Here is a 12,566-nt window from a genome sequence, read left to right as displayed (position 1 = left end):
ATATTAAACGTGAAAGGTGAAAAGGGAATAGTGAAAAAGGGTGTAGCCTTCACTTCTTGATGCTACACCCTTTTAAGAAGTAATCTATTTAGTGCTGCAAGTAGTAGCATTACTAATTACTTTACCATTAAAAATGATTAATGAAAAGTTTTTAGCTTTTTGGTACATATCTACTTTGGTAGTTGTAGCTGATTTACAACAGCTTTTAGTACAACCATTTTTGCAACAGTCTTTAGCGCAATCTTTACAGTTGTCGCAAGAAGCACAATCGCCTTTTGTACAGCTTGCCATGTTGTTGCAGCAGTTTTTGCTGTCAGCTTTTACTGTAGTTATAGCTGGTTTGCAGCAGCTTTTAGTGCAACCATTTTTGCAACAGTCTTTAGCGCAATCTTTACAGTTGTCGCAAGAAGCACAATCGGCTTTAGCGCAGCTAGCCATGTTGTTGCAGCAGTTTTTGCTATCAGCTTTTACTGTAGTTGTAGCTGGTTTACAACAGCTTTTAGTGCAACCATTTTTGCAACAGTCTTTAGCGCAATCTTTACAGTTGTCGCAAGAAGCACAATCGCCTTTGGTGCAGCTAGCCATATTGTTGCAGTAGTTTTTGCTATCTACTTTGCTAGTTGGTTTTACTGCTGCTTTACGATCGTATTGGCAGCATTCGTCTAGCTTGTCGTAGGCTTCTTTAGTAGCAGTAGCATCTTGAGTGTCGTAGCCAGCTTCTGCAATTTTTGTTTGTATTTTTTTGCTGTCGGTTTTACTAGCATCAAACTTTAGGCTTAATACTTTGGTGTCTTTGTTCCAAACGGCAGAAGTAGCACCGGCTTCTTTTGCAGCAGTTTCAATGTGTTTTTTACACATGCCACAGTTGCCATAAACTTTTACAGTTGTTTGTTTTGCTTGTGCTACTGCAAATAATGATGTGCATACAAAAGCAAGTACTAAGATGATATTTAGCGTTTTCATTGTTATAATGTTTTAAAATTTACCAGGTAGACACATAGCTTTTTGCTATGCTACATGGTGGGAAAAAGATGATTAATGAGATAAACGTTGCAGTGTAGATGCTTCGTAAACTCAGCACAGGCTACACTTGTACAATAGAGAATCTATTGCTGGCTATATAGAAATAACCACTGAGACAAAAAGGGTATCAAATTCTGAAAACGCAATTGAGAATATAAATAGGTTGAGACCTGAGTATGGGTGGTGCATGTGCGCTATAAGTAGCTTTTGGTGCGCTTATGGCTACAGCATTGTAAGTGTAATTGTAAAAATTAGGAAGACTATGGTACGGACTAATTATTGAAACATCAGCATGACTTGCTTGATGATTATCGGTTAGTTTGTAAAGTTTACTTTCTGTTTTGCAGCAGCCCTTGGTTTCTTTTTTGCTGCAGCCACACATTTTTGATGGTGTGATTTCGATGTTTACTTTGCTCACTTTGCCCATGCAGTAATGCACGTTCATTACAAAACCGCTGCTGATGCAGAAGTAAGTAATGGCTATTATGAATGTGAGTAAACGTTTCATTTGTGATGTAAAGGTATAACCGAAAAACGCTACAGAAATATTTTTTGTTCAAATTTTAACGATTCATGACAAGAATCATCTTAATTGATAAAGTTCCACCAAATGCCTAATCTGGTCCAAAGGCCCACACCTGGATATTGCTGTGCGTTTAAATTGTAGTTGTCAAAACTGCCTGTAGAAGTGTTAATGGTGTTTAAATTTTCGAGGCGGACAAAGCATTTGAAGCTTTTTATTCTGAAGTTGAAAAACAAATTTATGTCTGGTAAATTACTAGTGGTAAAGCTGTTTTGGTAAAAAAACTGACCTGTGAAAGGTGAGTAATTATCTGCCTTGTAATTGGTGTAATATCTAAATTCTATACCGGTAGATAAAAATAAGTTGGTATAAAAATTACCTTCAAACGCTAGGCGATTTCTGGTAAGCAAAAATGGCACATTTACGGGTGCATTGCCTGTAACTTGCTGAATATGTGCCTCGGTATAAAAGTTAAGATGCCTTGCTACTTTAAATATTTTTTCAGCACCAATGTGCAGCACATTAAACAGTGTGGCATATTGATTTACAGTAAGAAAACTATCGCTGTAAGCATAATTATTTACCAAATAATAATCGCCTGTCAATCTAAAAGCTAGTTTAGGATTTTCGTACACACCAAAAATATGGGTGCTATTTTCTTTTTTAAATGGCTGGTGACCGATGACTGGAAAGCTTGTTAAGGCATCGTAAATGAAGGAAGTGGTACGGTTAGTGTTTTGAAAACCTAGCTGTAAGGTACCAATGGTTTTACTTAGCTGTCGCCTAAAACTGATGTAAGCGGTGTAATCACCTGCATTTAAGCCAGATAAATATAATTGTCCATTAGCCTCAATATCGTAAACATTGTTTCTGCTGCGGTTTCTGTATTCGCCTAGTAAATAAATATTGTAGAAAGTTCTGCGTACGACACTGTCATTGCCAATAAGTTTCAAGTTTTGTAAACCTACACCTACTTTGGCAAACTGGCTTTGGTTGTTTTTATCAGGAAAAGTGATGAGTGCGAACTCATTTTTTATATTGCTCCACTTATCTTTAGAGCTTATCGTATCTGCAAGACCACTTGCAAAAGGCGGTTTAATAATGAAATTAAAATATTTTTTATAGTTGCTATCAACTGCGAAAATGTCTTTATAACCATATTCGTTACTACTTATTTGTAAGGTATGTTGTATACGAAAGCGGGGGTAGAAAATTTGGTAAGTTACAGAATCTGTAACCAAAGAATCACGCTGCCCAAAATCGTACTGATGGCGGTACAAGAAGATACTTTCTTTGTAAGTATTGCCAGTATTTACAGTGGTGTTAAATGGATTACGAGATGCTTGTGTGGCATAACCTAAACGAGTAGTTACTTCATAAGGGTCGCCAAGCGATAGATTATTTAATTTTCCTAAAGAATCTAAACCGCCATTTTCAGATACGGCATGTTTGTTAGAAATCAATACAAAAAAGGCTTCGTAACGTTTATTATCGCTTTGATAATGCGAGGTAAAGCGAATATTGTTATGACTAGCATTTTGTAAACGATATAAACCCGGTGAATTGCTAAAACGGTATTCAAACGAAAAATTGAATTTGCTTTTTCTGTTTTGTGTATGAATGAAATTGATAAGCTGTTCGGCCTTGCTGCCTAGCAAATAACCTAGCTCGGTATAAGGTCTTGTGGTTTGAAAAAACTTGGTATTTTCTATAGTAAACTTATAGGTATCAAATTGGTGAAAACCAGCATCCCAACCGGGTTTTAAAATAGGGCTGAACAAAAGTGATTTTGATGCAGAACCTAAATTACTAATGGTGTTATTGGTAAAAGGTATGTGAAAACGGGTATAAAAATTATTAATAGAAGAATCTAAGGTTTGCGTTCTTGTAGAATCGTAATAGCGGTAGTAAATGGTAATAGAATCAGCGAATCTATCTCTGCGTTGTAGCGAATCTTGCCCTTTAGCTTTTTTAGGTAATGGTCTGCCTTGGCTATCATATTGTGTGGTGGCGCCGTTAGCACCATTTGTATATTGTAAATTTGTCTGTGCAGAAACTAGCTGCACTGACAAAACTATTAAACCCAATAAAACCAGTTTGTTTCCTTTCAATAACATGCTGCAAAGTAACAAGAATGTGCGCAAAAGAAAGGTACTGACTAGCCAATAGTGAGATGTAAGTAGTGAATAGTTAGTTAAATTAGTTGCATTTTCGCCCTAACTTCAAAGCTACAAAACTATTTTGCAATGAAGCAGCTTTTACTTGTTGGTTTATGGTCTATAACACTTATTGCACACAGCCAAATATTGCCTTTAAGAGAGCAAGCTAAAGTAATAGACGAAGTATTGGCCGATAGGCTAAACCATTTGCTACCAACTTTAATGGAAAGAAATGGCATAGATATGTGGGTGATGATTACAAGAGAATACAATGAAGACCCTGTGGTAAAAACCATGCTGCCTGATAACTGCGATTTTCCTATGCATTACAACACTTGCTACTCAATAGAATTAAACGCTGCAAGCGATATTGCACAATGGCACAAAACCATACGCATAATGCTAGAGCAAGATGGCTATTTTGACCAAAATGGTTTTAGATATATTAATGGTAGACAAACACAGTTGCACCTTATTGGGGGCAAGTAACAACCCTAATAATTTAAGTCCATAAAAAACCGCCTAACTACAAAAAATATAGGCGGTTTATGTATTTGCGCTACTCGCTATTTTCACTAATCATCGTCATCTTTTTTCTTTGCGCCTAGCTTTACAAACGCTGCTCTGCTTGGTGCAGGCACTACATAATCTATGCCTTTAATGCCTTTCCACAACAGCGTATTAAATACTAAATCAGGCACTGCATCTTCTTTACTCCAATTGTATTTTTCGCTTAAAGTGGTTAGTGCATTGGCTTTTACATTTTTATCGTTTAGGTCTACGTTTGATGCTTTAGCTACATAAGCTGTTGCATCTGCATTGGCTGTAAAGCAACGCCACATTGGCTCTGCGGCTGCATCGTATTGTGTCATTGGTGGCATGCCTAGTATTAATTCCATAGTACGCAACACAGAAGAAGTGCTGTACATAGTGTGGTCTACAAAATTTCTTTTTACATGTGGACCTATCACATAGCAAGGGCTTCTATGTGCATCTACATGGTCAGGACCATTCTGTGCATCATCTTCTAAAATAAACACCACGCTTTCTTTCCAAATAGGGCTTTTGCTTAAATATTCTATAAACATGCCTACCGCCAAGTCATTATCTGCCACATGTGCAAATGGTGTAGGCCTACCTAAACGAATCCCTTCAGTATGGTCATTACCAAAACGCACTGTATTAAATTGTGGCACTTGATTAATAGCTAATAACGAATCGAAATCTCTTTGCCATTGGTAAAATCTTACGGTATCTCTCACATCGGTGGTGTAGCCTGTAAAGTATTTACAAAAATGATTTTTTAATGTAGGAATATTTGGTTTTGCATCATCTGCAAATTCGCCATAAGTTCTAAAGCTTACATTGCTGCGCTTACAATTATCCCAAATAAAACCACCTTTATTATTAGCTACAGCCCTGTTGCCTTCTGCATCGTAGCCACCACCACGGCCACCATAGCTAGTAGGCCATGTTTTTTCTAAGTAGTCAGTAGCGTAAGCACCCATTGACCAGTTATGACCATCTGCACTTACTTCTGCATCTACATAAAAATTGTCCAGCAAAACATAATTGTTAGCCAATGCATGTTGGTTTGGTGTGTATTTTTCGCCAAACAATGTTAGGCTTGTATCGCCATTACCTGCTTTCATATCACCAAGTACTTGGTCGTAAGTTCTATTTTCTTTAATAATGTAAAACACATGTTTTATTGGCGACTTATCACCAACTTTCATAGGTATAGGATTACCGGCTTCACCTGCTGCATTTAGTTCTTTTGTTTTGGTATAAGGTGTATTGTCGTACACGGCTTTTGAATACACACCTAACTGCTGTGGTGTAGGTTCTGTAATAATACTTAATGTGCCTTTAAATAAGCCTGCAATGTATTGTACATCTTGCGGTTTGTTTAAATCGCCTTGTTGATAAGTAACTGTTTGTCTTGGTCTGTAAGGGCCTGGTCCTTTAGGATTTGCCATAGAAGTGAAACCTTTACCGTTGCTTACAAAAATATTTTTACCAATCACTTTTACATTTGTAGGATACCAACCTACTGGTATAAATCCTTTTGACTTACTATCACCAGGTTTTGACACATCAAAAACTGCTAGGCAGTTATTATCTGCATTAGCTACATACAAAGTTTTCTCGTTATTACTAAGTGCTACACCATTACTTGTACTACCGCTTGGTGCATTTGGATATAAGGCTGCATTTAGCGTTTCTATCACTTGCTTTTTAGCAACATCTATTACACTTACTGAGTTATCGTTTGCATTAGCAACATACAAGTACTTACCGCTTTTAGTCAAGTACATTTCATTAGGATTATCACCTACGGCAATGCTTGTAGTAATAGCTTTTGTAGTTACGTCATAATACAACACTTTATCACCGCCCCAAAGGCTTATATACAAGGTTTGTTTATTTGGCGATAGCATACAAGTATACGCTTCTGCACCAAGGCTCAAAGTATCGTATTGCTTGGTTTGTAAGTTAATGCTGTACAGCTTTTTATCGTCTCTTGTTACTACATGCAAGCGTTGTGCTGCATCGTCTAAAGCCATACCAGATGGTGCAATTTTATTAGGCCATTTTTTACCTAAAGCAATAGAATCTTTCAGTAGTAATTTCTTATTTTCAATAGCATATTTTAATACCCAGTTATCGTGCCCACCAGCAGCATACAGATACTGTTCATCATCGCTAAAAGCCAAGCCATACCAAGATTTCGCAATCACCACATTATCTAGTTCTTTTTGTTTAGCAACGTCTATTAGTTGTATGCTTTGCACACTTTGGCCATTGTTGGTTACAGCCATTAGCTTTTTGCTTTTGCTTACTACCATGTTTAATGGTAAATCACCTAGCGGCAAGCTTGTACCCACAGGTGTTAATGACCAACCATTGGGTAATTTTATTCTACTATCGTTCAGTTCTTTAAGCGATTGTGCTTTTGTGGTAATAACCACAAGTAAGCAACAGCTATACAATATCCATTTCATTGTAAAAACGTTTGTGTAAATGTAGATATCGGAAGGAATTAAGCCTACATTATATTTGGATGAATTTTCCCAAAGTTCTTCGCTATCGCCAAGGTTAATGTAACTACAGCCTTGTTGAAAATAGTAATCTAAAGCAGCTAGATAATTGGTTTCTGGTGTTGCAAATCATCTGAATCATCTTTGGCACCTTTGTGTTGATCAGATAAAATAATGAATTTACTGTTGTGGTTAAATGGAATGACTAACCCTCTTTTATTAGGCTGTTGCAACAAGTGTTGATACAAAGCAGTCAATTCTGTAAATACCCTTTCTTTATTGGGTTTACCATCATATTTATGCGCCAGTTATATTGCTATCGGGCTTAGTATTCGCTCCAACCATTGACGCATGTGAGAGAAATTATTATGTTACTTGTTAAATCAATTTTTAGAAAATATATCCAATTTGTGCAACCGTAATTTGATGTCTTTGGGGTTAATATTTTGATAAATAAGCAATTTTAGAAAGTTGAGAATTCTTTTGCTTTAATAAATAAAAGTCCTACGGTAATTATTAAGAAAAAATCTTCCTAACCATTAAAGCTCACCCAACATGCTTAAAATTTCTGCAAAACTTGGGCGGTTCGATACAGTTGCCTGCATACACAATGGCACCAATGCTTTTAATACAATTGCAGCATCACTAAGGTGGTGTTTCTCTGTGCAGTATTGTAATAAGTCATCTAGCAAACAGCCATAAGCACTTACTTCTATTCGTTGTAAATAGGCTCCCGGTGATGTAGAAGTATCATATAAACTAGCAGCGCCAAAATCACCAAAAATGGTGTCGTGTTGTGCTGTCACTAATGTGTTGTGCGCATACAAATCGCCATGCATAATGCCTTTGCTATGTAAATGTTCAGCTACAGATGCAATAGCTTTGGCGATAGCCAATATTTGCGCAACGGTAAATTGTGTATCGGGCGGAAAAACATCTCTGCTGCAAGTATCAAAACTTGGTGGTAAACCAAGGTTGTAAAAAGCTGTAGGTATTAAGCCAAACACCAAGCCTTGCTTTTGCTCAGGATGATTTTCTATTCTGCCTAAAACGCTGACAAGATTTGAATGATTACCAGCTAATATGCAAGCATGCATTTCATCTTCCGGATAACCATCACTTGTAACAGCACCTTTAAATATTTTTACCGCTACTTCGTTAGGTGCTTCATTGTTATCTTGCCAAATGGCTTTAGATATAATGCCAGAAGCACCTTCACCAAGTTGATGCGTAACTGTTAGTTGTTGCCAATCAATCGCATTTAGCAACATTGTATCATCTATTTTTTTGCAAAAAGGATTACCAGAAAAAGCCAACCACGATAGCTTCGGCAGCGTGAGTAACCATTCTGATAAAGCCGTTAATTGATTGGCTGAAATACGCAGTAATGCTAGGTTCTTGCAATTCGCCATTTCATCTGGCAGGCTTGTTAAATTGTTTCCAGCCAAAGGAAATTTTTCTAGCTGTGTGCATTTACCAATACTCTTTGGTAGTTGTGTTAAGTTATTATCGGTTAATATTAACCAACGTGTTTGTACTGGTATCGCATCTTCTGCTATGTGGTTTATTTGGTTGTTCTTAAACCCAATCATGGTAAGGCTTTGGCATTGCGCCAATACTTCAGGAAACACCGTAAACAAGTTATTTGACAAGAACAAAATACGCAGCTTATGTAGCCTTGCAAAGTCGCTAGGCAAAGTGCTTAATTGATTATTAGAAAGGTCAAGAATTTCTAGTGTATCAGCCAAGGTATAAATGGCTTCAGGAAAGCTGGTTAATCCACAAGCAAAGGTTAATTTGTTCGTACCAATCAGTTCGCCAGTTAACAGTTGTTCTAAGGTTTGCATACACCAGTTTTATTGTAAAATAGTTACCACCAAAGCAATAATAGCTGGCAATGCCTGTATAAAAAATATCTTTTTGCTAGCAGTAAATGCACCATACACACCAGCCACAATTACACAGCTTAGAAAGAAAATAGCTACATGATGTTGCCATTCTATATCACCTATGCATAAAGCCCAAATAAGTCCTACAGCTAAAAAACCATTGTACAAACCTTGGTTAGCAGCTAAGGTTTTAGTAGGTGTAAACATAGCATCGGGTAGCGAGCCTTTAAAGGCTTTTTTACCTGCTGTTTCCCAGGCAAAAATTTCTAACCAAAGAATATATAAGTGTTCTAGTGCTACAAAGCCAATGAGTATGTATGATAGTATCTGCATGAGTCTGTGTTTAATATTTAGGTTGCCATGTGGCATCAAATGGTTTGGCTTGTGGACCTAGTCTACCAATATCAAAATTGATAGAGCTTTTCTCTTTATCGTTATTGGCATAATTATCCATCGCAAGGCACAGTGCAATAATCAAGCTATAGTTACAATCGTTATCTGCCACTATGCGATAGTTATCACCATTAAACCAACTTACAGCTTCTTTATCCCACCAAGCTACTTGTTTATCATTTTTGTAAATAGAACATTTACGCCCACGATGCCTATAAATATCGTAGAAATCTGCACCTACTTGGCATTGATAATGGGCTTTCCAAAACGATACGGTACGCAGTTCTATTAATACCCCATCATGCGTCGTAATGTCGTAATTAGCCGTAAAAAAAGCAAAGCGCTTTTTAATAATTAGCAAAGGCGTTTCGCTGCCAAATTCGTACAAATGAATTTCTGCAAATAGCCTAAACAGCTTAGCAGCAGCATAATGCGTTTGCCCACCATTAATAAATATTTGATACTTATCGCCTATAGATAGTTTCTGTTGGTTGATATTTATTTCCATGTACGCTTAGTTATTGGTATGTAATTTATTATAGTAAAGAAAAGCATTTTAGTGTAAATATGATAAATGGTTTACGGCATTATAAAATGTGGGCTTACCTTACCAACCTGTAAATTTTAACTGCTATGACAAAAAGTTTGCGCTAAACAACTTGCAGATTACTCCCCTTTTATTGATGTAAACCGTGTAGGTATTCATGGGCACAGCGGTGGTGGCTTTATGAGTACTGCTGCTATGTTGGTATATCCTGACTTTTTTAAAGTGGCTGTATCATCTTCTGGTAACCATGACAACTCAGTGTACAACCGTTGGTGGAGCGAAAAACACAATGGTGTAAAAGAAATTGTGAGCGACAAAAACGATACCTCTTTCCAATACAGCATTGATAAAAATCAAACCTTGGTTAAAAACCTAAAAGGCCATTTAATGCTAAGTACTGGCGATATTGCTAACAACGTACATCCTGCCAATACCATTCGTGTGATGAATGCTTTGATTAAAGCCAATAAACGTTTTGACTTAGTAATGCTGCCTGGTCAAAGACATGCTTATACCGATATGACAGAGTATTTCTACTGGCGCATGGCAGATTATTTTACAGAATATTTAATGGGCGATAAAACAGAACGCCCTGTAGATATTGATGAGATGAACAGGGAAATACCACAAAGCGGCCCTAAAGAAACCATAGGTGCAAGCCAAGGCGGTAGAAGACAGTAGTTGTTGCTCACATTAAAGACCTATAAGGTTTTTGAAACCTTATAGGTTTGAACACAAACAACCTCGCAGCATTGCTGTGAGGTTGTTTTATTTCATCCCAATACCAAATAGAAAATCATCCGCGTAACCCGATAGCTATCGGGTCTGCGTTATCTGCGAGAAATATATCTCATCGTAACAATCATTTAAAACTACCCAAAAACAGCCTTAAGCGCTAAGCCCCTATCTTCGCCGCAGTTATGAAGAAAATTGACCATTACAGAAAACTATTGGGTGTAACCAAAGAAGCCGATTTAAAAGAACTAAAATCGGTGTACAGAAATCAAATGAAGGAATGGCATCCTGACAAGTTTCAAGACAAAGAAGAAGCTGAGAAAGTAGCCGCTGAAAAGAAAAGTAAAACAGTTATTGAAGCCTACCACTTTTTAGTAAGCATTGCACCAGAAACAGTTGCAGCTAGTGTAGAACAATACAATCAAACCCTTGATGAAGCGAGCATCTTAGACTTTGAATACAAGAACGAAGTGCTACGCATCGACTTTTCTGATGGGCACACTTACGAGTACTTTGATGTACCAAAAGCCACTTATGTAAAGCTGGTAAATGCCCCCGCACAATCAAGATTTGTACGCAGACATATTAGCGAAAGCTTTGCGTACAGAAGCGTAAATAAAATAGTGAGTGAGTAGAGAATCCACTTCATACAAAGCCCGCAAAGAATACTAAGCTACAAAGTCTTCTGATTTCAAATTATACTTTGTGGCCTTTGTCTCCGTTGTAGCTTTGTGTGAAATTTTCTACCCCTTCTCTTTCCGCATCTCTTCTATCATTGCTATCAGCTTATCTAGCTTTTCTACTTCTAGCTTGTTCAGTTGCTTGGCTAGGGCTTCTATTTCTAGTTTGGCTTCTATATTGGTTTCGTAATCGGCTTTTGCCTGCGCCCTATCTCTTTCGCTTTGTCTGTTTTGCGACATAATAATAATAGGTGCGGCATACGCAGCTTGTGTACTAAACAATAGGTTGAGCAAAATGAATGGATAAGGATCCCAATGGTTGATAAGCCCAATCAGGTTTAGCAACATCCATATGGCTACTAATATGGTTTGAATAATAATAAACCGCCACGACCCCATGCCATTAGCCACAGCATCTGCTAAGCGATTGGCGAATGTTAATTTTTCCAGATGTTCATCGTGCCAGTTTTTGATGGTAGTGCCTTGCTTTGCCATAATTAATTGCCATACCTTTTATGGTAGACACTAAAGGTATTGGCAAATGCATACAACACCCACAATTAACTACCAACTAAACGCACTATTAGTTATTATAAAAAGGTTTGCTGTTGGTAAGGATACCAACAGCGGCGAAAATAACAAGATGGGCAAATGTGAAAACATTATTTATTTTCAGCTATTAAGCCTAATAATAGTAAGCCCCCCAATACACCTAATGCTGCTCTAGCTTGACTTGCTTCCTTTTGCTTCTGTTTTTCAATAGCCAACTGCTTCTGCTTATTTTGAAAGTTTTGAAATTCTAAAAATTCTTTGAATGCTTTTCGTTGACGTTCAGCATAAAATTCTACCAGTACCGACTTCATTCAATCAATAGCTACATCGGGGTTGTTAATATCTAATTCGATATAATCTTTACCAAAGTTGAAACCAGCAATTTTTTTCTGCATCCCTTTTTGAACAATATAAATTGAAGGCTTTTGAAGACTGTGGATATAACCAATTTCTTGATTTACAAACTTTGAATTAAATCCATCTTTTGTTAACAGAAACACTGCTATATCAGATTGCTGTATAAGCTTTTCAATTTTTGTAGTTATAATATCCTGAGTGTCTATATAATGTTCAGCAACTAATAATTTCAAATTGCTGTGCGGTTGTAAGGCTCTATTAATTTGATTGATTAATGCTTTGTCTTTTAAAGCGTGACTTAAAAATATATTCATATTATTTTTCCAACTTGGTTATTAGTTGTTCCAAGAGTGTTAGAAACTCTTCGTAAGTTTCTAGTGTCATTTTTTTACTCAGTATTTCAGTCAGGGCAAACGCATCTAAATTTCTTTAAAGAGTATATTTTCTAAGAACTTATCGTTTAATATACACATCATCCTTTTGTTTTTGATACTAGCTTTTGTTGTTTTATCATTCTTGATTAAGTTGATAGCGACCTTTGTTATGTAACTAAAATTTTCTGCTGCATAGCCTGCCTGTTTTGTACTAAAGTCTTCATTAAAGGCTACATCTAAACACCAATGTAACTTGTTTTCAATGCCCCAATGTTGCCTTATTATTTGGTTAA

13 protein-coding genes and 1 pseudogene are annotated in these 12,566 nt (G+C 36.8%); 3 read left to right on the top strand and 11 right to left on the bottom strand.

What is annotated here, in order from left to right; all coding sequences use genetic code 11:
- Positions 1 to 84 precede the first annotated feature (84 nt).
- The 3 genes from ACT9TX_RS01455 to ACT9TX_RS01445 all read right to left on the bottom strand — a co-directional run bounded on the left by ACT9TX_RS01455 (position 85) and on the right by ACT9TX_RS01445 (position 3,612).
- Positions 85 to 963, bottom strand: a complete 879-nt coding sequence (locus ACT9TX_RS01455) for a heavy-metal-associated domain-containing protein (protein WP_481336371.1) — start codon at positions 961 to 963, stop codon at positions 85 to 87.
- 187 nt (positions 964 to 1,150) lie between these two features.
- Positions 1,151 to 1,531 carry an HYC_CC_PP family protein gene (locus ACT9TX_RS01450; RefSeq protein WP_481336370.1) on the bottom strand — a complete coding sequence of 127 codons (381 nt, stop codon included), beginning with the start codon at positions 1,529 to 1,531 and terminating at the stop codon, positions 1,151 to 1,153.
- Between the two features lie 80 nt (positions 1,532 to 1,611).
- Positions 1,612 to 3,612: a putative porin gene (locus ACT9TX_RS01445; RefSeq protein ID WP_481336368.1), complete on the bottom strand. Its 2,001-nt coding sequence runs from the start codon at positions 3,610 to 3,612 to the stop codon at positions 1,612 to 1,614.
- Positions 3,613 to 3,792: 180 nt separating this feature from the next.
- Between ACT9TX_RS01445 and ACT9TX_RS01440 the strand changes: the two genes are divergently transcribed.
- Entirely contained in the window at positions 3,793 to 4,194 is a 402-nt protein-coding gene (locus ACT9TX_RS01440) for a hypothetical protein (RefSeq protein ID WP_481336366.1), read from the top strand.
- Between the two features lie 86 nt (positions 4,195 to 4,280).
- Here the strand turns inward: ACT9TX_RS01440 and ACT9TX_RS01435 are convergent, their stop codons facing one another.
- The 4 genes from ACT9TX_RS01435 to ACT9TX_RS01420 form a co-directional block, all read right to left on the bottom strand.
- The gene (locus tag ACT9TX_RS01435) at positions 4,281 to 6,710 is read right to left on the bottom strand and encodes an alkaline phosphatase family protein (protein WP_481336364.1); all 2,430 of its coding nucleotides are present in this window, start codon (positions 6,708 to 6,710) and stop codon (positions 4,281 to 4,283) included.
- Between the two features lie 575 nt (positions 6,711 to 7,285).
- Complete coding sequence (locus tag ACT9TX_RS01430; RefSeq protein WP_481336362.1) at positions 7,286 to 8,593, bottom strand: leucine-rich repeat-containing protein kinase family protein; 1,308 nt, start codon at positions 8,591 to 8,593, stop codon at positions 7,286 to 7,288.
- A gap of 9 nt (positions 8,594 to 8,602) precedes the next feature.
- A complete protein-coding gene (locus tag ACT9TX_RS01425) occupies positions 8,603 to 8,968 on the bottom strand; it encodes a DUF1304 domain-containing protein (protein WP_481336360.1) in 366 nt (121 codons plus the stop codon).
- A 10-nt stretch (positions 8,969 to 8,978) separates the two neighbouring features.
- Positions 8,979 to 9,536, bottom strand: a complete 558-nt coding sequence (locus ACT9TX_RS01420) for an LURP-one-related family protein (protein WP_481336358.1) — start codon at positions 9,534 to 9,536, stop codon at positions 8,979 to 8,981.
- A gap of 150 nt (positions 9,537 to 9,686) precedes the next feature.
- Here ACT9TX_RS01420 and ACT9TX_RS01415 point away from each other — a divergent pair.
- Both ACT9TX_RS01415 and ACT9TX_RS01410 read left to right on the top strand, forming a co-directional pair.
- Positions 9,687 to 10,256: pseudogene (locus ACT9TX_RS01415) on the top strand (alpha/beta hydrolase family protein); the annotation flags it as partial.
- A 239-nt stretch (positions 10,257 to 10,495) separates the two neighbouring features.
- The gene (locus ACT9TX_RS01410) at positions 10,496 to 10,945 is read left to right on the top strand and encodes a KTSC domain-containing protein (protein ID WP_481336356.1); all 450 of its coding nucleotides are present in this window, start codon (positions 10,496 to 10,498) and stop codon (positions 10,943 to 10,945) included.
- Positions 10,946 to 11,053: 108 nt separating this feature from the next.
- On the opposite strand, the gene ACT9TX_RS01405 is transcribed toward ACT9TX_RS01410, so the two are convergent.
- The 4 genes from ACT9TX_RS01405 to ACT9TX_RS01390 form a co-directional block, all read right to left on the bottom strand.
- Entirely contained in the window at positions 11,054 to 11,485 is a 432-nt protein-coding gene (locus tag ACT9TX_RS01405) for a DUF1003 domain-containing protein (protein ID WP_481336354.1), read from the bottom strand.
- A gap of 167 nt (positions 11,486 to 11,652) precedes the next feature.
- Positions 11,653 to 11,853 carry a hypothetical protein gene (locus ACT9TX_RS01400; RefSeq protein ID WP_481336353.1) on the bottom strand — a complete coding sequence of 67 codons (201 nt, stop codon included), beginning with the start codon at positions 11,851 to 11,853 and terminating at the stop codon, positions 11,653 to 11,655.
- Positions 11,854 to 12,213: a toll/interleukin-1 receptor domain-containing protein gene (locus ACT9TX_RS01395; RefSeq protein ID WP_481336351.1), complete on the bottom strand. Its 360-nt coding sequence runs from the start codon at positions 12,211 to 12,213 to the stop codon at positions 11,854 to 11,856.
- A 105-nt stretch (positions 12,214 to 12,318) separates the two neighbouring features.
- Positions 12,319 to 12,566: transposase (locus ACT9TX_RS01390; protein ID WP_481336349.1), on the bottom strand; the 248-nt coding region annotated here is incomplete at its 5' end.

It is taken from the genome of Parasediminibacterium sp. HNIBRBA5674 (genome assembly GCF_056745525.1).
This window is presented reverse-complemented; position numbering and strand designations above follow the sequence as displayed.